The organism is Sphingomonas sp. Leaf257, from assembly GCF_001422185.1.
Lineage (GTDB): Bacteria > Pseudomonadota > Alphaproteobacteria > Sphingomonadales > Sphingomonadaceae > Sphingomonas > Sphingomonas yabuuchiae.
The window spans coordinates 73,695-99,647 of the sequence record NZ_LMMH01000001.1 but is presented as its reverse complement, the minus strand read 5'-3'; the positions used below and the strand labels follow the sequence as shown (position 1 = coordinate 99,647).

The following is a 25,953-nucleotide window of genomic DNA, read 5'->3' as shown; positions in this document are numbered from 1 at the left end:
ACCCTCCCGAACCGTACCGATCGCTTCTGGTAGCGTTCTCGCCACTCTCGCTTCATCGACCGCATTTTGGACCTCTCCTGACAAAGAGGCTGACTAAACTATTTAAACAAAAAGGGATTAGACGCCGAAGGGAAACCCCTTCGGCGTCCGAAATCAACTCCGCTTTCGGATGTATGCGCAAGATGGTCAGGCCAGATGCAGGGTTGCCAACCTTTCCTGTTCGGGATCGACCGAAACGGTCAGATAGCCCAGCGGATCATGCGTCACCGGGTCCTGGGCGCTGATGTCCGAAGCGCTTGGCATCACGGCAAAATCACCCGTGTCGGCAAGAGATTCGCTTGGTAGCGGTTCGGCTGCCGGGCTCTGCGCGTCGAGATAGCGGGACAGCACATCCTCGACGCTGCCCTGGTCCTCCATCAGCGACAGCGCGATCTTGGCATCCGCCTGGTCCAGGGACAGCGGCGCCGCGTCATGACCGACCGCCAGCGTCATCGGCACCACGTCGCTGTGCAGCTGCACCGGATCCTCCAGCGCGAAGGCGGTCAGCGTCGTCGGGAAGACGGGGGCGACGCCGTTGTTGATGTCGATCGCCACGTCCAGCCGCGCGGTCGATACCTGCCCGTCGGGCTGCACGATCTGATAGGTGAAGCGGTCGATCGGATCGGTCGCGGCATAGCCCAGGTTGGCGAAGGGTCGGTAGGTGTACTGCCCGATCTCGCTGATGGTCAGCGTGCCATAGGTGCCGGTCAGGGTGCGGCCCGCATCGCCGATGTCCACGAACGTGCCGCCGACCAGCATCTTGATGCCCAGGAAATCGCTGCCCAGCGTATCGTTGGCGAGCAGATTGCCGCTAGTCGGCGTGGTTCCCGACAAGGTGAACTGATCGAGATGGGTGATCGTCCCGCCGACATAGACGTCGGTGGTATAGCCCAGCCCCACCGTGTTGGTGCTGGTGACGGTGTAGTTGTACGTGCCCGAGGGCAGGTTGTTCATCGTCACGCTGATGCCCGAGCCAATCAGTCCGCCAACCCCGGCCAGCGCGGTGCCGGTCTGGGAGCCGACGACGGTCCCGGCCGCATTGGTGACGGTGATGGTGAAGCTGGGCACGACCGACAGGCCCGGCGCAATCACGGCGGACAGGGTGATGTTTCCGCGGCTGTTCGCATCGACCGTGAAGCTGTCGGTGATCTGACCGGTCCTCGAACCGGTCAGCACGGCGGCCGTCGGGGTCGCGAACGATGAGTCGACCGTGGGGGTGCGCGTTTCCACCACATTGACGAAGGTCGCAGCGGCGGTCGCCACGTCGTTGACCGCGACCGGCGCGCCGGTGATGTCCGGGCTGCCGATCGAGATGGTCAGCGTCGCGCTCTCCCGCTCGCCATCGCTGGCGTCGAACAGGGTGTAGGTGAAGCGGTCGGTCTTGCCGAGCACGGCGGCATCGGCATTGGGGGTGTAACTGTACCGGCCGTCGCTGCCCATGATCAGCGTGCCCCATTGCCCGACCACCTGCGTATTGCCGGTAACGACGGTCGTCACCCCGTTCAGCGTGACGCTTTCGACGCGGGTCTGCGGGCTGACCGCGTCGACCTGACCCAAGGGGCCGGGATCGGTGATGACATTGCCGTTCGTCACCAAGGGCACGATCTGGCCGACATCGGTAAAGTCCGAGTCGACGCCGGTGACGCTGAGCCCGCCGAGCAGACCGACGCCCGCCGTATTGTCGAAGGTGACGAAGGCCCGGTACTGGCCCGGCGCCAGATCATCGGCGGTGGCGACGAGATTGCCGCCGAGCAGGCTGACCTCCAGCAGCGAAGAACTGCCGCCGCCGTTCACCGCGACCCAGCTGGTGCCGTTGAACCGCTGGAGCACCACCGAATAACCGCTGGCGACACCCAGCGACAGGGTGGCGTCATAGGTGAAGGTCGCATCCAGCGTATGGCCCTGTTGCACCGTGAACTGGACATTGGGGATGGCCAGCACCTGGGCATTCAGATTGACCAGCCCGAGCGAGACGAGCGCCGTGTAATTGGCGTTGCCCAGGGTTTCGTTGGTCTGCACGGGGACGAGGTCGACCTGTGCGGCGGCGACATTGTCAAAGGCGCTGATGTCGAAGGGCGCGATGACCGTGACCGTGCCGGACACATTGCCCGTCCCGTCACGGAGACCGATGTTCAGCGTCTCCCCTGCAAGCTGCGGCGTGGCGAGCGTGACGGCATAGGTGCCGCCGCCCGCCACGGTGCCGGTGCCGATGACGGTGCCGCCCGCGTTGCGCACCTCCACCGTGGTACCGGCTTCGCCCGTGCCGGTGACGATCGTCCCCGTGGCGTTGATTGCGGCGGTGGGGGGCGCCGGGGGCGTGATGTCGGGTGCGGCCAATGGTGCCTGTGGCGAGACATTGCCCGCGGCGTCCGCCTGCGTGACGGTCAGCGGCTGGCCATTGGCCTGTGGGATGATCAGCGTGGCGGTATAGGCGCCGTTCGCATCGACGATCGCACTGCCGACCAGCTGTCCCTGTGCGCCGAGGATGCGCACCGTCGCGCCGGGCTCGCCCGAGCCGGTGACGATCGTGCCGGTGCCGTTGATCGTGGCGATGGGCAAGGCCGGTGGCGTGATGTCCGGCGCGATCAGCGGGCTGGGCAGGGAGGTGTTGCCCGCCGCATCGGCCTGCGTGACGGTCAGCGTCTGGCCATTGGCCTGCGCCGTGGTGAGCGTGACCGTATAGCTGCCGTTCGCCGCGACGATGGTGGTGCCGATCGGGTTGCCGCCCGCGTCGCGCACGGTGACGGTCGCGCCCGCCTCACCCTGACCCGTCACCAGCGTGCCGACGCCGTTTATCGCGGCGGTCAGCCCAACGGGCGCGGTGATGTCGGGCGTGCTGGCCTGGGCGAGGGGCGAGACATTGCCCGCCGCATCGACCTGGGTCAGCGTCACGACCTGCCCATTGGCCTGGGCGGGGTTCAGCGTTGCGGTGAAGTTGCCGTTGGCGTCGACCAGCGCGGTGCCGATGACCACGCCGCCCAGACCCCGGATGGTGACGGTCGCACCCGCCTCGCCGGTGCCGGTCAGGGTGGTGCCGTTGCCCGACACGGTGCCGATGGGTGCGAGCGGGGCGGTCAGGTCCGGTGCGATAACGGTGGCGGGCGTCGAGACATTGCCCGCCGCATCCGACTGGCTCACCTGCAGCAGCTGGGCATTGAGCTGCGCCGGGGTCAGAGTCGCCGCATAGCTGCCATTCGACGCCACGATGGTAGTGCCCAGCACCGTGCCGCCGGGATCGCGGATGGTGACGGTCGCGCCCGCCTCGCCGGTGCCGGTCATGACGCTGCCCGTCCCGTTGATGACGGCGGTCAGGCCGACGGGTGCGGTAATGTCGGGCGCGGCGGCCTGGCCGAGGGGCGAGATATTGCCGGCCGCATCCGCCTGGGTCAGCGTCACGATCTGGCCATTGGCCTGGGCCGGGGTCAGCGGAGCGGTGAAATTGCCGTTCGCATCGACGATGGCGGTGCCGATGACCGCGCCTCCGACACCCCGGATGGTGACGGTCGCGCCGACCTCACCGGTGCCGGTCAGGCTGGTGCCGTCGCCCGACACCGTGCCAATGGGCGCGAGCGGTGCGGTCAGGTCTGGTGCGATGACGGTGGCGGGTATCGAGGCATTGCCCGTCGCGTCCGCTTGGGTCACCTGCAAGACCTGTGCATTCAACTGCGCCGGGGTCAGGATCGCGGCATAGGTGCCGTTGGCGGCGACGACCGCCGTGCCCAGCACCGTACCGCCCGCGTCACGGATGGTGACGGTAGCACCCGCCTCGCCCGCGCCGGTGACCAGATTGCCCGCGCCGTTGATCGCGGCGGTCAGGCCAATGGGCGCAGTGATGTCGGGCGCGATGGCCTGAGCAAGGGGCGAGACATTGCCCGCCGCATCCGCCTGGGTCAGCGTCACGATCTGGCCATTGGCCTGGGCCGGGGTCAGCGGAGCGGCGAAATTGCCGCTGGCGTCGACCACGGTGGTGCCCAGTACCGTACCGCTCAGGCTGCGGATGGTGACGGTCGCGCCGACCTCGCCGGTGCCGGTCAGGGTGGTGCCGTCCCCGGATACGGTGCCGATGGGGGCGAGCGGTGCGGTCAGGTCCGGCGCGATGACGGTGGCGGGTGTCGAGACATTGCCCGCCGCATCGGCCTCCGTGACCTGCAAGACCTGCGCATTGAGCTGCGCCGGGGTCAGGATCGCGGCATAGGTGCCGTTGGCGGCGACGACCGCCGTGCCCAGCACCGTGCCGCCCGCGTCGCGGATGGTGACGGTGCCGCCAGCCTCGCCGGTGCCGGTGACCAGGTTCCCTGCGCCGTTGATCGCGGCGGTCAGGCCGATGGGCGCGGTGATGTCGGGCGCGGTGGCCTGCGCGATGGGCGAGACATTGCCCGCCGCGTCCGCCTGGATCAGCGTCACAAGCTGGCCGTTCGCCTGCGCCGGGGTCAGTGGAGCGGTGAAATTGCCGTTCGCATCGACGATGGCGGTGCCGAGTACCGCACCCCCTGCGCCCCGTATGGTGACGGTCGCGCCGACCTCTCCGGTGCCGGTCAGACTGGTGCCGTCACCCGACACGACCCCTATGGGCGCGAGCGGCGCGGTCAGGTCGGGCGCGATGACGGGGAATGCGGGTGAGCCATTGCCCGCCGCGTCGTTCTGCACGACGGTCAGCGGCTGGCCGTCGACTTGCGGCGTGACGAGCGCGGCCACATAGGCGCCGTTCGCGCCCACAATGGCGGTGCCGAGCGTCGCACCGTTGGCGTCGAGGACCCGCACCGTCGCGCCGACCTCGCCGGTTCCCATGACCAGCGAGCCGGTCGGATCGATCATCGCGGTGGGCGCATCGGGGGCGGTCAAATCGGGGGCGATGACGGTCGCGGGGGGCGAGACATCGCCCTCGGCATCGGTCTGGGTCACGCGCACCGTCTCGCCGTCACGCTGCGGCGTGGTCAGCGTCGCGGTGTAGGTGCCGTCCCCGGCGACCTGCGCATTGCCGATCACCGCGCCATTCGCATCACGCACGATGATCGCGGAGCCGACCTGTCCGGTGCCCGAAACGCTCGCACCGTCGAGGGCGATGATCGCGGTCGGGGCGCCGGGCGTGTCGTTGAGGATCAGATCGGGTGCGGTCGCAGTACCGGCGGCGGAGACATTGCCCGCCGCATCCGCCTGGGTCAGGGTCAGCAGCTGTCCGTTGGTCAGCGCGGTGGTCAGCGTCACGCTGAAGCTGCCGTCCGGGTTCACCGGCACGGTGGCGAGGACCAGCCCGACCGGGTCGGTGATCGTCACCGTCGCACCGATCTCGCCCGAGCCGCTGACCACGGTTCCGTCGGCCGACACGGTCGCCACCGGTGCGTCCGGGGCCGTGCGGTCGAGCGCGGTCACGGTGGTCGCGAGCGATCCGTTGCCCGTGGCGTCCGCCTGAGTAACGCGCAGTATCTGGCTGTCGAGCTGGGGCGCGGACAGGATGACGGTGTAGGCGCCCTGCGGCCCGACGATCCCGGTGCCGAGCACGGCACCGCCCGCGTCGCGCACCGTGACGGTCGCGCCGACCTCTCCCTGGCCTGTGACGATGGAGCCCGTCGCATCCAGCGTCGCCACAGGGGCCGCGGGTGGGGTGATGTCGGGGGCGGCGACAATGGCCGGGATAGAGACATTGCCCGCCGCATCGGTCAGCGTCGCGCTGACCGTGCCGCCATCGGCCTGGGCGGGGTTGAGCGGCACGTTGAAGCTGCCGTCCGCGCCGACCTGGCCGGTGCCGATCACCGTGCCGCTGGCGTCCCGCAGGGTAACGGTCGCGCCGACCTCGCCGCTGCCGGTGGCATTGGCGCCGGTGCCGTCGAGCGCGAAGACGGGGCCGAGCGGTGCGGTCAGGTCGGGCGCGGTGGCGGGGCTGGGCGGGGAGGTGTTGCCCGCCGGATCCGCTTGCGTCACCTGAAGCACCTGGCCGTTCAGCTGCGGGGTGGTCAGGGTCAGCGCATAGTCGCCGGTGGCCGCCGCCGTGCCGGTACCGATGATCGTGCCATCGGGCGCGCGCACGGTGATGGTCGCGCCCGCCTCCGCCTGGCCGCTGACGATGATGCCGGTGGCGTCGACGCTGGCGGTCAGCCCGATCGGCGCGGTGGTGTCGAGCGCGGTCAGCGCCAACGGCGGCGAGACATTGCCCGCCGCATCAGCCTGAACGACCGACAGGATCTGGCCGTTGAGCTGTGCGCTGGCCAGCGGGACCGAGAAGCTGCCGTCCGCAGCGACCTGCGCCGTGCCCAACACCTGACCGGCGGCGTCACGCACCGTGACGGTCGTACCCGCTTCACCCGTACCCGTCACCAGCGTTCCGTCGGCCGAGACGGTGCCCAGCGGGGCGAGCGGCGCTGTCAGGTCGGGCGCGGTGGCGGGGCTGGGCGGGGAGGTGTTGCCTGCTGCATCGCCTTGGGTCACCTGAAGCACCTGGCCGTTCAGCTGCGGGGTGGTCAGGGTCAGCGCATAGGCACCACCGGCACCCGCCGTTCCGGTGCCGATGATCGTGCCATCGGGTGCGCGGACGGTGATGGTCGCGCCCGCCTCCGCCTGACCGCTGACGATGATGCCGGTGGCGTCGACGCTGGCAGTCAGCCCGATCGGTGCGGTGGTGTCGAGCGCGGTCAGCGCCAGCGGCGGCGACACATTGCCCGCCGCATCGGCCTGGACGACCGATAGGATCTGACCGTTGAGCTGTGCGCTCGCCAGCGGGACCGAGAAGCTGCCATCGGCGGCGACCGTGGCCGTACCGAGCGGCTGACCGGCGGCGTCACGCACCGTGACGGTCGCGCCTGCTTCACCCGTGCCGGTCACCAGCGTGCCGTCCGCCGAGATGGTGCCGACGGGTGCAAGCGGTGCGGTCAGGTCTGGTGCGACGGGCGCGAGCGGCAGGGAGACATTGCCCGCCGCATCGGCTTGCGTCACCTGCAGCGTTTCGCCGTCGATCTGCGCAGGGATCAGCGGCGCGGCATAGCTGCCGTTCGTGCCGACCACGGCGGTGCCGATGACCGTGCCATCGGGATCGCGGACGGTGACGGTCGCGCCGACCTCGCCCACGCCGGTCACGAAACTGCCGTCGCCGCTGATCGTGGCGGTCAACCCGGTCGGGGCGGTAATGTCGGGGGCGGTCACCGCGACGATGGGCGAGGCGTTGCCCGCCGCATCGGTCTGGACCAGCTGAAGCGCCTGGCCATTGGCCTGGGCGGGGTTCAGCGTCACCGCGAAACTGCCGTCCGGGGCCACCAGACCGCTACCCAGCAGCGTGCCGTCGGCGGCGCGGATGATGACGGTCGCGCCCGGCTCGCCGGTGCCCGACAGGGTCGCGCCCGCATCGACGACAGATCCGGTCGGCGCAAGCGGCGGGGTGGTGTCCGGTGCGAGGACGCTAGCGGGCGCAGAGACATTGCCCGCCGCGTCGGCCTGGGTCACCTGAAGCGTTTCGCCATTGATCTGCGGCGTGGTCAGCGTCGCATTGTAGATGCCGTTGGCGGCGACCGTGGCGGTGCCCAGCACCGCGCCGTTCGCATCGCGGATGGTGACGGTCGCACCCGCTTCGCCCGAACCGGTGACGATCGCGCCGTCACCGCTGATTGTGGCGGTCAGGCCGGTGGGGGCCGTGATGTCGGGCGCGGTCAGCGGCGTGGTGGGGGACAGATTGCCGCCGCGATCCGTCTGGTCGAGCGACAGCGCCTCGCCATTGGCCTGGGGCGGCGACAGCGGGGTGGTGAAGCTGCCGTCCGCGCCGACCGTCACCGTCGCGATCACCAAGCCATCGGCAGCGCGCACGCGGACGGTGGCGAAGGGCTCGCCGGTGCCGGTCACGCTGGTGCCGTCGGCGGCGATGGTCGCGATCGGGGCCGGGGGCGCGGTCAGGTCGGGCGCGGCGACGGTGGCGGGCTGCGACGGGTTGCCCGCCGGATCGGTCTGCGCCGCCGACAGGGTCTGGCCGCTGGTCTGCGGCGGGGTGAGGGGCAGGGTATAGCTGCTGTCCGCCGCCACGACCGCACTGCCGAGCAGCGTGCCATTGCCGTCGACGACCCGCACCGTCGCACCCGGCTCGCCATTGCCATAGACCGCCGAGCCGTCCGCCGACAGGATGGCGACCGGCGGAGCGGGGGGCGTGATATCGGGCGCGGTGACGGTGGCGACGGGCGAGACATTGCCCGCCGCATCGGCCTGCGTCACGGACAGTGTTTCGCCATTGGCCTGCTGCGTGGCGAGCGGCGCGCTGAAGCTGCCATCGGCGGCGACGGTGACGGTGGCAAGCACGCTGTTGTCGGGCGCGCGTACGATCAGGGTCGCGCCCGGCTCACCGGTGCCGCTGATGCTGGTGCCGTCCGCGCTGACCGTCGCCACGGGGGTGGCGGGGGCGGCGAGATCGGGCGTGACCGTCGTCGTTGCGGGCGAGGCATTGCCCACTGCGTCGGTCTGGATCGCCGAAAGCGTCTGGCCGTTGGCAACGCCGATGGGCAGGGGCAGGCTGAAGCTGCCGTCGCTGCCGACCGTCGCGGTGCCGACCGGCTGGCCGCCCGCATCGACGACCTGCACCGTGGCGCCCGGCTCACCCGTGCCGGTCAGTTGCGTGCCGTCCGCGCTTACGGTGACGACCGGCGCGGCAGGCGCAGTGATGTCGGGCGCGCTGACGCTGGTGGCGGACGAGATGTTGCCTGCGGGATCGCTCTGCGTGACGGTCAGGGTTTCGCCATTGGCCTGCGGCGTGGTCAGCGGCAGGGTGTAATTGCCCTGCGCGTCGACCGTGACAGTGCCGAGCGGCTGGCCAACCGCGTCGCTGACGGTGACGGTCGCACCGGGTTCGCCGGTGCCGGTGATGCTGGTGCCGTCGCCCGCGATGGTGGCGGTCGGGGCGGCGGGTGCCGTGATGTCAGGGGCGGTGACCGTCGTGGCGGGGGAGGTGTTCCCCGCCGGATCGCTTTGCGTGACGGTCAGCGTCTCGCCATTCGCCTGCGGCGTGCCCAGCGGCAGGCTGTAGTTGCCCTGCGCATCGACCGTGGCGCTGCCGAGCGGCTGTCCGGCCGCGTCGCTGACGGTGACGGTCGCGCCCGGTTCGCCGGTGCCGGTGATGCTGACACCGTCACCAGCGACGGTGGCGGTGGGGGCAGCGGGTACGGTGATATCCGGTGCACTGACCGATGTAGCGGGGGAGGTGTTGCCCGCCGGGTCGCTCTGCGTGACGGTCAGCGTTTCGCCATTGGCCTGCGGCGTGGTCAGCGGCAGGGTGTAGTTGCCCTGCGCGTCGACCGTGACAGTGCCGAGCGGCTGTCCGGCCGCGTCGCTGACGGTGACGGTCGCACCGGGTTCGCCGGTGCCGGTGATGCTGGTGCCGTCGCCCGCGATGGTCGCGGTCGGGGCGGCGGGTGCCGTAATGTCAGGCGCGGTGACCGTCGTGGCGGGCGAGATGTTCCCCGCCGGATCGCTTTGCGTGACGGTCAGCGTCTCGCCATTCGCCTGCGGCGTGCCCAGCGGCAGGGTGTAGTTACCCTGCGCATCGACCGTGGCGGTGCCGAGCGGCTGGCCAGCTGCATCGCTGACGGCAACGGTCGCGCCGGGTTCGCCGGTGCCGGTGATGCTGGCGCCGTCGCCCGCGACAGTCGCGCTGGGGGCGGCGGGAGCAGTGGTATCGGGTGCGCTGACCGAGGCAGCGGGCGAGGTGTTGCCCGCCGGATCGCTCTGCGTGACGGTCAGCGTCCCGCCATTGGTCTGGGGCGTGCCCAGCGGCAAGGTGTAGTTGCCTTGCGCATCGACCGTGGTCGTGCCGAGCGGCTGACCAGCGGGATCGCGCACGGTGACGGTCGCGCCGGGCTCACCGGTGCCGGTGATCGCGCTGCCGTCCTCGGCGATGGTCGCGGTGGGCGCGGCCGGGGCGGTGAAGTCGGGGGCGGTGAGGGTAATGGTGGGGGAGACATTGCCCAGCGTGTCGCTCTGCACGACAGTCAGGGTCTCGCCATTCCCCTGTGGCGTGGCCAGCGTCAGGCTGTAATTGCCATTTGCGTCGACCGTCCCCTGGCCGATCGTCTGACCGGTCACGTCGCGCACGATCACCGTCGCACCGGGCTCACCGGTGCCGCTGACCGTCGTCCCCTGCGCATCGATCTGGGCGGTGGGCAGCGGCATGGTGCCGGTATCGACGGCGTCGATCTGCGTGGTGGGCGAGACATTGCCCGCCGCGTCCGTCTGGGTCACGACCAGCACGCCGCCGCCCGTCTGCGCGGTGGTCAGCGTCACCGTATAGCTACCATCGGCGGCGACGATGGCGGTGCCGATCTGCTGGCCGTCCGGGCCGATGACGCGCACGGTCGCGCCGGGCTCGCCCGATCCGGTCACGGTGGTGCCGTCTGCGGACAGGGTCGCGGCGGGTGCGGCGGGCGGCGTGATGTCGGGCGCGGCAAGGGTGACGGCGGGCGAGACATTGCCCGCCGGGTCGCTCTGCGTGACGGTCAGGGTGCCGCCATTGGCCTGTGGCGTGGTCAGCGGCAGCGTATAGCCGCCCTGCGCATCGACGATCGCGGTGCCCAGCACCTGCCCGGCGGCGTTGCGCACGGTGACGGTCGCGCCCGCCTCGCCGGTGCCGGAGATGCTGGTGCCGTCGCCGTTGATGCTTGCGGTGGGCAAGGCGGGCGGGATGGTGTCGGGCGCCGTCAGGGTGGTGGCGGGGGAAACGTTGCCCGCCGGATCGGCCTGGCTGACGGTCAGCGTGCCGCCATTCGCCTGGGGCGTGGTCAGGGTCAGCGTATAGGCGCCCTGCGCACCGACGACGGCGGTGCCCAGCACCTGTCCGGCGGCATTGCGCACCGTCACGGTCGCGCCGGGCTCGCCGGTGCCGCTGACCGTGCGGCCGTCGCCCGTGATCGTCGCGGTCGGGGTGGCGGGCGGCGTGATATCGGGCGCCGCCGTCGTGGCGGGGGGCGAGACATTGCCCGCCGCATCGCTCTGCACGACGGTGACGGGCTGGCCGTTGGTCTGGGGCGGGTTGACCGGGATGGTGAAGGTGCCGTCGGCGCCGACTGTGCCGGTGCCGATCACATTGCCCGCGCCGTCGGTCACGCGGACGGTCGCGCCCGCCTCGCCGGTGCCGCGGACGCTCGAGCCGTTGGCCGTAAAGCTGGCGGTGGGAATCGCGGGCGGCTGGGTGTCGACAGTGGGGCCGCCGGGCTGGTTGCCGCCATTGCCGCCGCCGCCAGACACCGCCGCGACCAGACCGCCGACCCCGGCCACGCCCAAGATGGCGGGCAGGATGAAGGACGAGCCGCCGCCCTCGCCGGTCGCCGCCGCGCCTATCAGGTCGTCGAGATCGGTGATCGCCCGGAACCGCCCCGCACCGCTGGCGGAAGGATTGGTGAGCCACTGGCTGCCCTGATCGTCGCGCAGCACGAGGTCGCTGATCTTGCCCTCCTGCTGGTCATAGAAATGGTCGATGCGAATGGTCTGGCCATCGGTCAGGCGGATGATCAGGTCGTTGCCCTCACGCTCCATCGTCGCGACCTGCGACCGGTCGATATTGAGCCGAACGACGCTGGGCGCGCTCAATTCGATGACGTTGGCGCTGGTCGTGGTGGTGGTGCCGGTCGCCTTTGCGATGATCTCGGTCTGCATGGCCTGTTCCTCCCATTGCATGTCGTCATGCCCCGGCACGCGGTGCCGGGCAGGGGGGCGCGGTCATGGCTGTCCTTGCGCAGACACGCGGCCTCCCCTTGCGCAAATCCTAACCGCGAAGAGGAGGCAGTGATGCGAGCGGACCGATTTCGGAATTAATTCAGATGGTTAATGGTTGTTAACTTATTTTGTGCGGAAAGGGCGTGCGGGCAGGACCGGCGCGTCGTTATCCGTCATCCGCACGGGTCGGATACGGCCATCGGAGGCATAGGTGATGTGATCGATCGCCACGACCCGCTCGCCTTGGAAAGGACCGGGGCCGGGTGCGCGGTCCCAGCGGTGATAGACGATCAGCCAGCGGCCGTCTGGCAGCGTGACGAAGCTGTGATGCCCCGGCCCCTGATGCCGCGCATCGCCGGTCAAGATCGCACCGCGATAGCGCCACGGCCCGGTGGGCGAGGGCGCGGTGGCGTAGTGGACCGAATAATCGGGGCCGTTGAACCGGCCATGGCTGTAGGACAGGTAATAGGTACCGCCGCGCTCGTGCATGAAGGCGCCTTCGGTGAAGTTCGGCGGGGTCGCGACCTTCACCTCCCCCGCGATGGTGACCATGTCGGGTTGCAGTTCCCAGACGCGCAAGGTTCCCCCTGCGCTGCCGCCTGCATAGAGATAGGTCTTGCCCGACCTGCGATCGGTGAAGACCATCGGGTCGATCGCCTCGAACCTTTTGTCACCGGTGATCAGCGGGCGGCCGCTGTCGCGATAGGGGCCTTCGGGCCGGTCGGCGACGGCGACGCCGATGCGGCTGGGCGTGGGGTTCTGCGGCCCGACCGAGTAATAGAGGTAATAGCGTCCATTCCGGGTCGCGACGCCGGGGGCCCAGAGGAAATGCTCGGGCGCGCCGTCATCCTTGATCCAACCGATCTGGTCGCGCCGGATCAATTCGCCGCGTGGCCGCCAGGTCTTCAGGTCCCGGCTGGAAAAGGCGCCGAAACGGTCGGCCGCCCAGCTTCCGCCAGGCCCTCCGGTCGGGAAGATCCAGAGTTCGTCGCCGATCATCATCGCATGGGGATCGGCCCCCTCGAACTGCGGATTGCGGGCGATCCCCGCCGCCGCGACGGTCAACGCCAGCCCGGCGGCGAAGGCGCTCAGTGTCTTCATGGTCGTGGTCCTCCATGTTCGGGGCAGCCCATGCGGTAGCTTAATGGGCTCAGCGCGCCCGAAGGCGGTACAACCCGGCACCATGCGGCGGCAGCGTCTGCGCGAAGCGGTCTTTCGCCCGGGTGAGCGAAGCACCGCTCCACAGATCGGTCACGCCGACTTCCCCCGACAGCCCTAGAGAGTGGAGCGCCAGCCCCACTTCCTTGGGCTTGTCGCCGGTGTTGAACAGCGCCAGATAACGGTCCTGGGCTGCGCCCTCGGGTTTGGCGGACCAGATTCGCGCGCCGTCCTGAACGAAATGCGGCTGGTTGTCGGTCGAGGCCTGGTTGACCGCGATGACCGCGCGGTTGGTCAGCAGCGCCAGCGTGGGGGCGTCCAGATAGCGCAGGTCGCCGCCCATGATCAGCGGCGAGCGCGCGATCGACCATAAGGACATCAACGTGCGCTGTTCGTCGGGCGTGAACTTGGTGTCGCGCTTGCCCAGCGCCAGCCGACCGAGCGGCAGCATGTCGGCATCGGGCCAGGAACCCGGCCCGCGATAGGGCGTCCAGTTCTCCAGCCGGGTGAACTGCGCCTCCAGCATCGACCATTCGTCCCAGAAATCGTCCGAGATGCGCCACATCTGCGCAAAGCGGCGGACATGAGGACCTCGGATCACCGGCGTTTCGCCGGGTGACAGGCTGAGGATGATCGGGCGGCCGCTGTTTTGGATCGCCTTGTGCGCCGCCTCGATCTCGGGCGCGTGCGCGTCATAGGGGCGGCTCATATCGTCCATCTTGACGAAATCGACGCCCCAGGAGGCGTAGAGCGCGAACACGCTGTCATAATAGGCCTGCGCGCCGGGCTTGGTCATGTCGACGCCGTACATGTCCGGGTTCCAGGTGCAGATGCTGGACGTGTCGGCGATGTCGGCGGCGCGGTAGCGGGTGCCGAGGATCGGCAGGTTCTTCTTCACTGCCAGCCGGGGGATGCCGCGCATCAGGTGGATGCCGAACTTCATGCCCATCGCATGGACGTCCGCCGCCAGCCTGGTGAAGCCCGATCCGTCCGCGCTGGACGGAAAGCGGTTCGGCGCGGGGATCAGCCGGCCATGGCCGTCCATCGCAGGCACCGGCGCGGCGTTATAGGTATAGCTGGACGCCTCGGGCTCATACCATTGGATGTCGACGGTGAAGACGTCATAGCCGAAGGGCAGCAGCTTGGCCCGCATGATCGCGGCGGTTTCGCGCGCCTGCGCCTCGGTGATGGTGGTCGCAAAGCTGTTCCAGCTGTTCCAGCCCATGGGCGGGCGCGGCGCCAGCGTGCCGGAGCGTTCCGCCGCCGTCGCGCCCTGCACGCCACCCAGGGCCAGTCCGCCGGTGATCGCCGCGCCGCCGGCCCCCATGCCGACCAACGCCTGTCGACGGCTGATCCCGCCCCCGGTCTTGCTCATCCATCCACTCCCGTTTTCTTGTCGAACAGGTCTACGGGGTGTCACGCGGATGGCAAGGCGGCGGGGGCTTTATATGTCTGACAATCGAATGCGGCTCAGAAGCGCCCCTCGAAGCTCAGGCCCAGGATGCGCGGCGGCGACATGGTGCCGCGGACCCGCCCGTCGAAATCGGTGAAGAAGGAGGTCGGCTGCTGCCGGTCAAAGATATTGCTGGCGAGCAGATAGGCCCCGAAATGCCGCCCCTGCCAGCCCAGCTTGGCATTGACCAGCGTGATCGGGCGGATGTCGCGCACGGTTTGGTCGATGGTGCTCTGGAACACAGCATCGCGATAGGTGGCGTTGAGATTGGCGAACAGTCCGCCCGCGCTGCGCCAGGTGCCGCCCCATGACGCGGTCCAGCGCGGCGCGTTGGCAAACTCGTTGCCGGTGGCCGACCATTTCGCGGTGCCGATCGGCACGGTGAAGTCGAGGAACTCGGTCCGGCTGTGCCCAATGCCTGCGTAAAGATCGAGGTGACGCGTCGGCCGCCCGCGGAGCTCCGCCTCGAAGCCATAAAGGCGCGACTTGCCCGCATTGACGACCTGGCTGTCGAACACCGCGCCGGGGGTCAGCTGCACCGATACCTGCTGGTCGCGCCAGTCGATATAATAGGCATTGGCGTTGAAACTCAGTCGGCGGTCGAACCAGTCTGAGCGCAACGCGACCTCGTAATTCCAGGTATATTCGGGCGCATAGGTGAAGCTCTGGCCGCGCTGCTGATTGATCCCGGCGCCCCCGGCGCGATAGCCGCGCTGCGCCGTCGCGCTCAGCGAGGCATCGGAGGTCACGTCCCAGGTCAGGCCCAGCTTGGGCAGCCAGGCGTCATAGGTGATGGCGCGTGTCGGATCGACGCTGGTCGCCCCCGCCGCCGTCGCCACCAGCAGCGCATTCAGCCGGGTGACGATGGGGGCGAGGGCGGGCACGGGCAACCGGGCCGGATCGGGCAGCGTGCCGTTCAGCGCGACCGACTGGCTCGCCCCGCGCATTTGCCGTTCATTGTCGTAGCGCAGCCCTGCGCGCAGTTTCAGGCGGGTGGTCAGCGGGAAGGTCAGGTCGGTGAAGCCCGCCAGATTGCGCGTCAGGCGCGGCTGGGTCAGCAGGTTCCTGATCGGAACCACGCCGCCATAAAGGCCCAGCACCATGTCCACCATCGGCTGCGACAGGCCCAGTGCCAGCAGCTGGCGATCGACGCCCAGCCGCGTCAGGTTCATATTCTGCGTCGCCTCGAACCGATAGTCGCGATTGTCCTCGCGCAGATAATAGGCGCCGATCAGGCCCTGCACCCAGGGCAGGTCGATACCCAGCCGCACTTCCTGCTGCACCGTCCTGGCGGGGTCGCTGGTGCGGCTCAACTGGCCGGGGGTGGGGTTGCGATCCGGGTCGGCGATGTAGAGCGCGCGCACATTGGAATAGTTGGTGATCGAACTCAGGTCGAAGCCGCCGCCCAGCGTATAATGCGCCTCCAGCGTGGCGATGTCGCTCAGCGCGCGGGTGTTGGTCGCCACATCCTCGGTGACGATGCGATCCCGGCGGGCATAGGGCGGATCGAACTCGGAGGAATAGGCGCCGCGCACATGGCGGTCGTGCATATAGGTCGCGATGATCCGCAGCCCCGGCACCGCGTCGGGGGTGAAGAGCAGCTTGCCGCGCAACGTCTCCGACTGGCGGGGATCGGCGTCGCGGTGCAGCGTGGTGTTGTAGAGCAGGCCGTCCGACCGCGCGATCTCACCGGCCAGGCGAAACGCGATCTGGTCGCCCAGGATCGGCCCGCCCAGCGCGGCGGCGGCGCGACGCTGTCCGTCGGGGCCGGTGAGCATCACTCGGGCCTTGCCGTTCCATTCGTAGACGGGGTCAGTCGTGCGGATGACCACCGCCCCGGCCAGCGCGTTGCGGCCCTGTACCGTGGATTGCGGACCGCGAAACACCTCGACCTGCGCGATGTCGTACAGGTCGAGCGGCCCGGTGTTCAGCGCCGCGCGCGGCAGGACCGCCCCGTCGAGATAGACGCTGGCCAGCGCCCCGTCGCCCGCGCCCGACACGTTGAAGGCATCGATGCCGCGAATGGTGAAGCTGGTCCGGTCGGCATTGATCGCGACATTGGGCGTGCGTTGCAGCACGTCGTACATGTCGATCAGATTTTGGTCGGCGATGGTCTGTCCGGTCGTCACCGCGACGCTGGCGGGCGTGTCGCGCAACGTCCGGTCGGCTTTCTCGCCCATGACCACGATGTCGTTGCCCGCCTCCGTCGACGCCGTGTCATGGCCCTGCGACGTCATGCTTTGCGCCAGACAGGGTGCCGCCACCGAAGACAGCATCATGGCCAGCGCCGCCCGAACCCACATGTCATACCCCCCAATTCGTTGCGGGGGCGGACTAATATCCGTGATTATGCGAGTCAATTGCAATATAGGCAGTGTCGGCTCAGGAGCGGTGCTGGCTTCACGTCGCGCAGTGGCAAATCGACGCCATGATCGTTACGTTAGGCGCGGCGGCGGAGCGGCTGCCATCCCGGATCGGGAAGGATGAGCGAGCGATGCACGGACGACATGTCGAGTTCCAGCCCAGCCACGAATTGCTGCAGGCGACGATGGACGCGTCGACCGACATGATCCAGGTGTTCGAGGCGATCCGCGACGAGGCGGGCGGCATCGTCGATTTCCGCTGGGTGCTGAACAACCACACGTCCGAACGCAAATATGGCGAGGTGCGCGGCGAAAGCCTGTTGCAGCGCAATCCCGGCGTCATCGAAGAGGGTATTTTCGACACCTTTTGCCGGGTGACCGAAACCGGTCTGCCCGAACAGGCCGAGCGTCATTATGTCCATGAGCAGTTCGACGGCTGGTTCTTCCAGACGGTCGTGAAGCTGGGCGACGGTGTCGCCACCACCACGCGTGACATCACCGAATGGAAGGAATCGCAGGCCGAGGTCGTTCGACTTCGCGAAGAGGTGGTGAAGGTCAAGCTGGCCGAGACCGAGGGACAGCTTGCGGCGATCTTCGCCACCGCGCCGATCGGTCTGTCGGTCCTGTCGCTCGACGGGCGCTTCCTGCGCGTCAATGACGAGCTGTGCCGCATTCTGGGCCGTTCGCGCGAGGCGGTGCTGCACTTGCGCGTGCCCGATGTGACGCATCCCGACGACCTGCCGCCCAGCCTGGTGGCGATCGAGGAAGCGGTGTCCACCGGCCGTCCGGCGACCCTGGACAAGCGCTATTCGCGCCCCGACGGCTCGCTGGTCTGGGCGAGCAGTACGCTGTCGGTCCTGCCCAAGGGGGACGGCCAGCCCGACCGGCTGCTGGTCGTGACGGCCGACCTGTCCGAGCGGCGCAAGGCGGACGAGGCGCTGCGCCGAAGCGAGGCGTTGCAGCGCGTGCTGATCGCCGAATTGCAGCATCGCACCAGCAATTTGCTGGGCGTGGTCCGTTCGATCGCGGAGAATACGGCGCGTGGCTCGGCCAGCCTGCCCGATTTCCGGGCGCGGTTCGATGACCGGCTCGACGCGCTGTCGCGGGTGCAGGGGCTGTTGTCCCGGCTGAACGAGCAGGACCGGGTGACGTTCGACGGACTGCTCCATGCCGAACTGATCGCGATGGACGGGCGGGCCGATGCGGTGACGCTGAGAGGCCCGACGGGTGTGCGGCTGCGCTCCTCGACCGTCAATACGCTGGCCATGGCGATCCATGAGCTGGCGACCAATGCCATGAAATATGGCGCGCTGGGGCAGGGCGGGGGACGGCTTGCGATCAGCTGGGCGCTTCAGGCGGAAGGGCCGAACGGCAAGCCTTGGCTGCACATCGACTGGCGCGAAAGCGGCGTGCGGATGCCCGAAGGGGCATGGCCCACGGGCACGGGACAGGGCCGGGAACTGATCGAGCGCGCGCTTCCCTATCAGCTGGGCGCGCGGACGACGTACCGCTTGGGCGAGGACGGCGTGCATTGCACCATCGCCATTCCTGTATCGACCACGGTCGGCGCGGACGAGCGCGGTTCGGCGAACGGCGACGAGGTTGCGACGGCGGCCTAGGTCACGCCGCCAGGGTGCGATCCTCGGCCAGCGTCAGGCACAGATCGGCACGACCGGGCATTTCAGCCCATATGTGGCGGGTCAGCCGCTCATAATGGCTGACGAAGCGGGCAAGCTGCGCATCGTCCATCACACCCGCGCCGGAGCCGCGCGTGCGGCGCAGCGCCTCTTCCTGCTGGGTGCGCCAGCGCAGGACGGTGGACCAGTCGGGCGGAATCATCAGCACCAGCGCATTGATGGGGGCGAACAGGCGCGGATAGTCGGTCGCCAGCGCGGTATTCACATGTCGCCGCCAGACCTCCTCGGCATCCTCCAATGCTTCCAGTGCGTTGAGCGGTGCGACCAGTGCGGCCTCGTCCTCTGCCCGCGCGCCGACGCACCATCCCTCGAAGATCAGCAACTCGCATCCCTCCGGCGCGCAGGGCCAGGTCGATTGCGGCGCGCGGTCGTCGATCGCCTTGTCGAAACGCGGCAGGGGAACGGCCTCGCCCCGTGCGACCGCCGCGATCGTCTCGACCCCCAGCGCCACGTCATGCGTGCCCGGCACGCCGCGTGTCGCGAACAGCGGATGCACCGCGCGCGCCAGCTTCTGCCGTTCGGCACGGGTGAGGTAGAGATCGTCGAGTGACAGGATCGCGCTGCGCTCGACCTGCTTCGCCAGTCGCGCGGCGATGGTCGACTTGCCGCTTCCCTGCGCCCCGCAAAGCCCCAGGACCAGCGGCGGGTCGCCGGACCGCCGCCGCGCCAGCCGATCCGCGACCAGCGCCGCGATGGCGGTTTCAGGCGACACGATCGGCCGGTTCCTCGCCGCAAGCAAAGGCGGCGAGATTGGCCGCCGCGCGCATGCCCATCGCGGTTCGCGCCTCGATGGTGGCGCTGCCCAGATGCGGCAGCAGGACGGCACGCGGATGCGCCAGCAGGCCCGGATGCACCTTGGGCTCGTGTTCATAGACGTCCAGCCCGACGCCGCCGATCCGCCCCTGATCCAGCGCCTCGACCAGCGCGCCTTCGTCGATCACCGGCCCGCGCGCGGTGTTCACGACGATCGCATGGGGCTTCATCCGGGCCAACAGGGCGGCATCGATCATGTGCCGGGTCGCGTCGCCGCCGGGAACGTGCAGCGACAGAATATCGCATTCCGCTGCCAGGGCTTCGAGCGATTCCGCCCGCGTGGCGTCGAGCATGCGTTCCACCTCGGGCGCGGCGGCGGAGCGGCTGGCATAGCGCACCCGCATCCCCAGCCCGCGCGCCTTGACCGCCGTCGCCTGCGCGATGCGGCCGAAGCCGACCAGCCCCAGCGTCTTGCCCGACAGCCCCTGTCCGATCAGGTGCGAAGGGCGCCAGCCGGTCCATGCGCCGCTGCGCAACTCGCGTTCGCCTTCGCCCGCCCGGCGTGCGGTCATCAGCATCAGGAGGATCGCGATCTCCGCCGTCGCCTCGGTCAACACATCGGGCGTGTTGGTCACGACCAGCCCGGCGGTGCGCGCGGCGGTCAGATCGACATGATCGACCCCCGCTCCGTAATTGGCGAGGATGCGGACCCGGCGGCCCGGCGTCGCGATCAGATCGGCATCGATCCGGTCGGAGATCGTCGGCATCCAGGCGTCATATTCGGTCATCGCCCTGGCCAGCGCGTCGCGGTCCAGCGGCCGGTCGTCGGCGCTGAGCGTCGTATCCCAGCTTTCGGACAGATGCCGTTCGACATCGTCCGGCAGGCGGCGGGTCACGAGCAATTTGAGCCTGTCGGTCATGATGATCGCTCCTTCTCCGCCTCGTTCGCCCCGCGCCAGCGCTGATCAGGCGCCGGCGAGCAGCGCCGCCATTTGCGCGGCATGGGGCCGCCAATCGATGCCGCGCGCGTCCAGCCACGCATCGTCATAATAGGTGCAGCCATATCGCTCGCCCCCGTCGCAGAGCAAAGTGACGATCGAGCCGCGCTCCCCCGCCGCCGCCATTTCGGCGATCAGCGTGGCGCAGGCGATCAGGTTGGTGCCGGTCGACCCGCCGACCCGCCGTCCCAGCCGTGCTGACAGCGCGCGCATCGCGCCGATGCTGGCGGCATCCTCGACCGCGATCATCCGGTCGATTACGGAGGGGATGAAACTGGGCTCGACGCGCGGCCGCCCGATCCCCTCGATGCAACTGCCGCAACCTTCGGGCAGCGACAGTGCCCGGCGGTCGGCGAAGTGCCGGTGGAAGACCGAATGGACCGGGTCCGCGACGCAGAGCCGGGTGCCGTGCCGCTGATAGGCGATGTACCGCCCGATCGTCGCGGAGGTGCCGCCCGTTCCCGCGCCGCAGACGATCCATTCGGGGACGGGATATTCCTCCGCCGACATCTGCGCAAAGATACTCTCGGCGATGTTATTGTTGCCGCGCCAGTCGGTCGCCCGCTCGGCATAGGTGAACTGGTCGAGATAATGACCGCCCGTCTTCGCAGCCAGGGCGTTGGAGACGTCGTACACGGTGCGCGGATCGTCGACCGTGTGAATCTCGCCGCCATGGAAACGGATCGCGTCCAGCTTGGGCGCAGCGGTCGAGGCGGGCACCACCGCGATGAAGCGCAGGCCCAGCATCTTGGCGAAATAGGCTTCGCTGACCGCCGTCGAGCCGGAGGACGATTCGATCACGCAGGTATCCGGCCCGATCCAGCCATTGCACAGCGCATAGAGGAAGAGCGAGCGCGCCAGCCGATGCTTCAGACTACCGGTAGGATGGCTGCTCTCGTCCTTTAGATAGAGCGTGATCCCAGGATAGCGCGGCAGGTCGACCCGGATCAGATGCGTGTCGGCCGAGCGGTTATAGTCCGCCTCGATCCGTCTTATCGCTTCCATGCGCCACGCGCACAGATCGGCCTTGCTCCGCTCGACAGTCATGCTTGCCCCATTCGTCCCCATCGCGCGGCTCTTAGTCGCGAATGGCCGCTTTGGGAAAGATGGCATGCCCGCGCCGCGGCTTGCGGGCGCGGATGGCTTGGCCCATGCTGGCCCCATGATCGCCTCTCGCCGCTCCGTCCTTGCCGCCGGTCTCGCTCTGGTCGCGGCCCCTACCCTTGCCGACGCGGCGGAGACGACGCCGCGCCTTCGTCGCCTGTCGCCGGGGCTTGACCGGATGATCGCGCCGGGCACCGAACCGGAAGTGATCGCCACCGGCATACGATGGGCGGAGGGGCCGGTCTGGGTGCCGAGCGGAGACTATCTGCTGTTCGCCGATCCGCCCGCCAATATCGTTCGCCGCTGGCAGCGGGGGCGGGGCGTGTCGGTGGTGCTGAACCCCTCCGGCGCGGCGGGAACCGATCCGGCGCTGGTCCGCGAACCCGGCGCCAACGGGCTGGCGCTGGACGCCAAGGGCGCGCTGCTGATCGCCAATAGCGGCGGGCGGACCATCGACCGGGTGGACCTGAAGACCGGCCGCCGCACCGTGCTGGCCGATCGTTATGCGGGCAAGCGGTTCAGCAGCCCCAACGACCTGCACGTCGCGAAGGACGGTGCGATCTGGTTCACCGACCCGCCTTATGGTTTCAAGGATGGGGATACATCGCCGCTGAAGGAACAGGCGGTCAATGGCGTCTATCGGCGGCGGCCCGATGGCAGTGTCGACCTGATCGACGGCACGCTGACCCGCCCCAACGGCATCGCGCTGTCACCCGACGAACGACGTCTTTATGTGTCAGTGTCGGATGAAGCGGCTCCCGCGATCATGGTCTATGACGTCGATGCGCGGGGGCAGGTCGGCAATCGCCGCATGCTGCTCGATGCGCGTGCGATGCTGGCGGCCGGAGGGGCTGGCCTGCCCGACGGGATGAAGGTCGCGCGCGACGGCACGCTGGTCTGCTCCGTCCCCGGCGGCATGATGCTGATGACCCCCGAGGCCGAGCCGCTGGGCCTGATCGAGCAGGGGGCGCCCATCGCCAATTGCGCGTTCGGCGAGGCGGGCCGCGCGCTGTTCATGGCCGCGAACGACCGGATCCTGCGCATCGCGCTCCGTCCCGGCTGGCAAGGCTGATCGGCGGATCAATTATAGGCCGGGATGTCGGGACGGCGACTCTGATAGCGCTAAAAAGAGCGAGCCGGTAGGGAAGGGGGCATGGCGCAGTCCGCCTGGCCCGTTCGCGCCCTACCGGGTGCTGCGCAAGATTTATAGCCACCACGCTGCGTGGCGGCGTCACGCATAAGGAGACGGATCGATGAAGTTGTTGCGTTATGGCGAAATGAACCGCGAGCGGGCCGGGCTGCTGGACGATCAGGGCCGCATCCGGGCGCTGCCCGAGGCGCTGGGCGATCTGGCGGGCGACCGGCTGACGCCGCAGGGTCTGGCGGAGATCGCCGCGCTCGATCCCGACACGTTGCCCGTCGTCGAGGGCAATCCGCGCCTGGGCTCGTGCGTCGCACGTCCCGGCAAGTTCATTTGCATCGGCCTGAACTATCGCGCGCATGCCGCCGAAAGCAATCTTCCCATCCCGGCCGAGCCCGTCGTGTTCGGCAAGTGGAGCAGCGCCGTCGTCGGCCCGAACGACGATGTCGAAATCCCGCGCGGATCGGAAAAGACCGACTGGGAAGTCGAACTGGGCGTCGTGATCGGCACGCGCGGCCGTTACCTCACGGAAGCCGAGGCGCTGTCGCATGTCGCGGGCTATTGCGTCGTGCATGACGTGTCGGAGCGTGCGTTCCAGATGGATCGCGGCGGCACCTGGGACAAGGGCAAGGGCTGCGACACGTTCGGCCCGACCGGCCCGTGGCTGGTCACGGCGGACGAGGTGGGCGATCCGCAGAATCTGCGCCTGTGGCTGGAGGTCGACGGCAAGCGCTATCAGGACAGCAGCACCGCCGACATGATCTTCACCGTGGCCGAACTGGTATCCTATGTCAGCCAGTTCTGCACGCTGGAGCCGGGGGACATCATCTCGACCGGCACGCCCGAGGGCGTCGGTCTGGGCCAGAAGCCGCCGGTCTATCTGCGCGCGGGCCAGACGGTGAAGCTGGGTGTCGAGAAGCTGGGCGAACAGACGCAGCGCATGGTCGCGGCGGGCTGAACCTGAATCACCCCTCCCCTTCAGGGGAGGGGCAGGGGGTGGGGCGCCTCCGCAAGCGCCGTGCCGGTTGAAAGGCCCCACCCCGACCCCTCCCCTGAAGGGGAGGGGCTAATGGCCGATCAATTCTCCGCGTCGATCTCGCTGTCGACGCTGTCCATGAAGTCGCGAGCGGCTTCGCGGTCTTCCTCGTCGTCAAAGGCTTCGTCGATGTCGGGCGCGACGCCGATCATATAGGCCAGGCACCACAGCGCGAAGCGGCGGCCGCTGTCGCGCTCCAGCCCGAACTGCACGCGCAGCCGGTCGATCCCCGCGCCGAGCTGTTCGGGGGTGAGGTCGGCAATCTCTTCGGTGCCGAAGAAGCGGATAAGCAACTGGTCGAAATCCATGGCCGTCCATAGCCGACCCGCCGCCCGTTCCCAAGCCTCAGTTGCCCGACTGGATCCGATCGCCCGCCGCCCGCTGCTCGGCGGCGCGCTTCGTCAGGGTCTTCAACGTCTCGTCGAACTTGCCCTCGCGTTCGGCCATGCGGAATGGGCGCACCTCGTCGACCAGGATTTCCGAGGGCGTCGGGGTCTGCGCGAACTGCGCCGCGACCGCATCGGCGAAATCCTGAAGCGGCACATAGCCCGGACGATGCGCCTGGCCCGGCGTCAGGTCGGTCTGCACGCCCGGCGGGGCCAGCTCGATCACCTCGACCTTGCCCTCCAGCTGGGTGCGTAGCGACACGGTATAGGAATGGATCGCCGCCTTGGTCGCCGAATAGGTCGGTGCGGCGACCAGCGGCACGAAGGCCAGGCCCGAGGTTACGTTGACGATCGCGGCGTCGGGCTGCTGGGTCAGATGGTCGATCAGCGCATTGGTCAGCCGGATCGGACCCAGGATGTTGGTGGTCAGCGTCGCCTCGGCATCGGCCAAGTCGCGGTGGCCGGTCAGATCCTCGAACTTCATGATGCCCGCATTGTTGAACAGCACGTTCAGCGCGGGGAAGTCTGCGACGATCTGCCTGGCGAAGGCGTCGACCGCCGCCGCATCCTCGACGTCCAGCGTGACGACATGGATGCGCTCGCGCCCTTCCGCCGCCTTTTCCAGTGCCTCGCGGCGGCGCCCGGCGATGATGACGGTGTCGCCGCGATCATGGAAACGATGGGCCAGCGCCTCGCCGATACCGCTGCCGCCGCCCGTCATCAGGATCGTGTTGCCGCTGGTCTTCATCGATGCGTCTCCGGGTCGGGTGGAATGATCCTCCGCACAATGATCGCGACCGGCTTTCGTTCACGCCGCGTCGCCGGTGATCCGATGCACGATGTCGCTGATCGCATTTCGGTCCAGGGGGGCGGGGTCGATCGAGTTGTGGATGCCGATCCCCTCGACCAGCGCATCGAGCGCACGGGCGGTCAGCGGATCGAAGAACCGCTCCAGCGCGGCGCGGCTGTTGTTCATCCACCCCTGCATGACGGTCGAGACCGAGGGGTGGCGCGCGGCGAAGGCATAGAGTTCGTAACTGAGCAGCAGCGTGCGCGGTTCGGCCCAGACCGACCCTGCGATGATGTCGATGATCGCCTCGCGCGCATCGTCGCGGCTCTGGGCCTGGGCCATGCGCGTGGCGAAGGCGTGCGACGATTCCTCCGCCAGTTGCGTGAAGGCATCGGTCAGCAACGCTTCCAGCGAGGTGAAATAATAGGTGACCGAACCCAACGGCACCCCCGCCGCCGCCGCGATCCGGCGATGGGTGGTGGCGGGCACGCCATGTTCCGCGATCACCTCCAGGGCGGCGGCGATGATTCGTTGCCGACGCTCCGGGTCGTTTCGTCGCGCGGATCGGTCGGCCATGCAAAAACTCCGTTGCATCGAATATGTACAAATGTACACATGCTGTCGAGAAAGTCAGCAAACGGCTCTGCCGTAGCGCGAAACGGGAAAGAAGAACCATGGACGAACCGCAATTGTCCCGCCGCACGATCCTGGGCAGCGCGGTGGCGTTGACCGTGCCCCAGATAACGATGGCGGCGGGGGCTCCGGTCGGGACGGCCGTGCTGGGACGAAAGGACGGCGTCTGGCTGAATGCGCCCAAGGTCTGGCGGGCGGAGGCAAATGGCGATCTGGTGATGACCACCGATCGCGGAACCGATTTCTGGCGCGAAACCCATTATGGCTTTACCCGCGACAGCGGCCATTTCCTGGGCTTCCCGACCGGTGACGCCTTCACCGCGCAGCTGCGTATCCGGGGGCGCTATGACAAGCTGTACGATCAGGCGGGGATCATGGTCCGCGTCGACGAGCGGCGCTGGGTCAAGGCGGGAATCGAGCTGTCCGACGGCCGTGCGATGCTGAGCAGCGTGCTGACCGACAGCCGTTCGGACTGGGCGACCGGCCCCTATGAGGGCAATGCGGCCGATTTCTGGATGCGCGTGACGGTCGCCAAAGGCGTGCTGCGCCTGCAGGTGTCGGCGGACGGCAAGCACTGGCCGCTGGTTCGGCTGGCGCCGTTTCCGGTCGCGCCAGGCTATCGGGTCGGGCCGATGGCCTGTACGCCCGAGCGGGAAGGGCTGGAGGTGCGCTTCTCCGACCTGCGCATCACCGCGCCGCTCGGCAAAGACCTGCACGATCTGAGTTGAG

The 25,953-nt window shown here is 68.8% G+C and carries 14 protein-coding genes; 4 read left to right on the top strand and 10 right to left on the bottom strand.

Annotated elements, in window-relative coordinates; genetic code table 11:
* Positions 1–186: 186 nt before the first annotated feature.
* From ASF14_RS00415 to ASF14_RS00400, 4 genes are all read right to left on the bottom strand, one after another.
* Positions 187–11,652 carry a BapA/Bap/LapF family large adhesin gene (locus tag ASF14_RS00415; protein WP_168371481.1) on the bottom strand — a complete coding sequence of 3,822 codons (11,466 nt, stop codon included), beginning with the start codon at positions 11,650–11,652 and terminating at the stop codon, positions 187–189.
* Between the two features lie 183 nt (positions 11,653–11,835).
* Positions 11,836–12,813 (bottom strand): family 43 glycosylhydrolase, encoded by a 978-nt coding sequence (locus ASF14_RS00410; protein WP_056430000.1) that lies wholly within the window; start codon positions 12,811–12,813, stop codon positions 11,836–11,838.
* Between the two features lie 49 nt (positions 12,814–12,862).
* Positions 12,863–14,245, bottom strand: coding sequence for a glycoside hydrolase family 27 protein (locus ASF14_RS00405; protein WP_443025738.1), 1,383 nt, complete (start codon positions 14,243–14,245; stop codon positions 12,863–12,865).
* Positions 14,246–14,340: 95 nt separating this feature from the next.
* Positions 14,341–16,626 carry a TonB-dependent receptor gene (locus ASF14_RS00400; protein WP_156360956.1) on the bottom strand — a complete coding sequence of 762 codons (2,286 nt, stop codon included), beginning with the start codon at positions 16,624–16,626 and terminating at the stop codon, positions 14,341–14,343.
* 191 nt (positions 16,627–16,817) lie between these two features.
* Here ASF14_RS00400 and ASF14_RS00395 point away from each other — a divergent pair, with 191 nt between their 5' ends.
* The gene (locus ASF14_RS00395) at positions 16,818–18,305 is read left to right on the top strand and encodes a sensor histidine kinase (RefSeq protein ID WP_056429997.1); all 1,488 of its coding nucleotides are present in this window, start codon (positions 16,818–16,820) and stop codon (positions 18,303–18,305) included.
* Position 18,306: 1 nt separating this feature from the next.
* Here the strand turns inward: ASF14_RS00395 and ASF14_RS00390 are convergent, their stop codons facing one another.
* Genes ASF14_RS00390 through ASF14_RS00380 form a run of 3 tightly spaced genes read right to left on the bottom strand, consistent with a single transcriptional unit; the run spans position 18,307 to position 21,181 of the window.
* The gene (locus tag ASF14_RS00390; protein WP_082441993.1) at positions 18,307–19,095 is read right to left on the bottom strand and encodes a kinase; all 789 of its coding nucleotides are present in this window, start codon (positions 19,093–19,095) and stop codon (positions 18,307–18,309) included.
* Positions 19,085–20,056, bottom strand: a complete 972-nt coding sequence (locus ASF14_RS00385; RefSeq protein ID WP_056429994.1) for a 2-hydroxyacid dehydrogenase — start codon at positions 20,054–20,056, stop codon at positions 19,085–19,087. The genes ASF14_RS00390 and ASF14_RS00385 overlap by 11 nt, the downstream gene beginning before the upstream one ends.
* A 45-nt stretch (positions 20,057–20,101) precedes the next feature.
* Complete coding sequence (locus ASF14_RS00380) at positions 20,102–21,181, bottom strand: PLP-dependent cysteine synthase family protein (protein ID WP_056431228.1); 1,080 nt, start codon at positions 21,179–21,181, stop codon at positions 20,102–20,104.
* Between the two features lie 64 nt (positions 21,182–21,245).
* Between ASF14_RS00380 and ASF14_RS00375 the strand changes: the two genes are divergently transcribed.
* Both ASF14_RS00375 and ASF14_RS00370 read left to right on the top strand, forming a co-directional pair.
* On the top strand, positions 21,246–22,310 hold the full coding sequence (locus ASF14_RS00375) for an SMP-30/gluconolactonase/LRE family protein (protein WP_236696871.1): 1,065 nt from the start codon (positions 21,246–21,248) through the stop codon (positions 22,308–22,310).
* A gap of 181 nt (positions 22,311–22,491) precedes the next feature.
* Positions 22,492–23,337, top strand: a complete 846-nt coding sequence (locus ASF14_RS00370) for a fumarylacetoacetate hydrolase family protein (protein WP_056429992.1) — start codon at positions 22,492–22,494, stop codon at positions 23,335–23,337.
* Positions 23,338–23,456: 119 nt separating this feature from the next.
* Here ASF14_RS00370 and ASF14_RS00365 read toward each other — a convergent pair whose 3' ends face one another.
* From ASF14_RS00365 to ASF14_RS00355, 3 genes are read right to left on the bottom strand one after another with little or no spacing between them, the layout of a single operon-like run.
* Entirely contained in the window at positions 23,457–23,723 is a 267-nt protein-coding gene (locus tag ASF14_RS00365; protein ID WP_056429988.1) for a hypothetical protein, read from the bottom strand.
* Between the two features lie 37 nt (positions 23,724–23,760).
* Positions 23,761–24,549: an SDR family oxidoreductase gene (locus ASF14_RS00360; protein WP_056429985.1), complete on the bottom strand. Its 789-nt coding sequence runs from the start codon at positions 24,547–24,549 to the stop codon at positions 23,761–23,763.
* Between the two features lie 60 nt (positions 24,550–24,609).
* Positions 24,610–25,167: a TetR/AcrR family transcriptional regulator gene (locus ASF14_RS00355; protein WP_056429982.1), complete on the bottom strand. Its 558-nt coding sequence runs from the start codon at positions 25,165–25,167 to the stop codon at positions 24,610–24,612.
* Between the two features lie 98 nt (positions 25,168–25,265).
* Here ASF14_RS00355 and ASF14_RS00350 point away from each other — a divergent pair, with 98 nt between their 5' ends.
* Positions 25,266–25,952 carry a DUF1349 domain-containing protein gene (locus ASF14_RS00350; protein ID WP_056429980.1) on the top strand — a complete coding sequence of 229 codons (687 nt, stop codon included), beginning with the start codon at positions 25,266–25,268 and terminating at the stop codon, positions 25,950–25,952.
* The last annotated feature ends 1 nt before the right edge of the window (position 25,953 follow it).

Excerpts from the sequence above, each read along its gene's own strand:
- ASF14_RS00415 (WP_168371481.1), bottom strand. The coding sequence starts at position 11,652 with ATGCAGACCGAGATCATCGCAAAGGCGACCGGCACCACCACCACGACC.
- ASF14_RS00410 (WP_056430000.1), bottom strand. The coding sequence starts at position 12,813 with ATGAAGACACTGAGCGCCTTCGCCGCCGGGCTGGCGTTGACCGTCGCG.
- ASF14_RS00405 (WP_443025738.1), bottom strand. The coding sequence starts at position 14,245 with ATGAGCAAGACCGGGGGCGGGATCAGCCGTCGACAGGCGTTGGTCGGC.
- ASF14_RS00400 (WP_156360956.1), bottom strand. The coding sequence starts at position 16,626 with ATGTGGGTTCGGGCGGCGCTGGCCATGATGCTGTCTTCGGTGGCGGCA.
- ASF14_RS00395 (WP_056429997.1), top strand. The coding sequence starts at position 16,818 with ATGCACGGACGACATGTCGAGTTCCAGCCCAGCCACGAATTGCTGCAG.
- ASF14_RS00385 (WP_056429994.1), bottom strand. The coding sequence starts at position 20,056 with ATGACCGACAGGCTCAAATTGCTCGTGACCCGCCGCCTGCCGGACGAT.
- ASF14_RS00380 (WP_056431228.1), bottom strand. The coding sequence starts at position 21,181 with ATGACTGTCGAGCGGAGCAAGGCCGATCTGTGCGCGTGGCGCATGGAA.
- ASF14_RS00375 (WP_236696871.1), top strand. The coding sequence starts at position 21,246 with ATGCCCGCGCCGCGGCTTGCGGGCGCGGATGGCTTGGCCCATGCTGGC.
- ASF14_RS00370 (WP_056429992.1), top strand. The coding sequence starts at position 22,492 with ATGAAGTTGTTGCGTTATGGCGAAATGAACCGCGAGCGGGCCGGGCTG.
- ASF14_RS00365 (WP_056429988.1), bottom strand. The coding sequence starts at position 23,723 with ATGGATTTCGACCAGTTGCTTATCCGCTTCTTCGGCACCGAAGAGATT.
- ASF14_RS00360 (WP_056429985.1), bottom strand. The coding sequence starts at position 24,549 with ATGAAGACCAGCGGCAACACGATCCTGATGACGGGCGGCGGCAGCGGT.
- ASF14_RS00355 (WP_056429982.1), bottom strand. The coding sequence starts at position 25,167 with ATGGCCGACCGATCCGCGCGACGAAACGACCCGGAGCGTCGGCAACGA.
- ASF14_RS00350 (WP_056429980.1), top strand. The coding sequence starts at position 25,266 with ATGGACGAACCGCAATTGTCCCGCCGCACGATCCTGGGCAGCGCGGTG.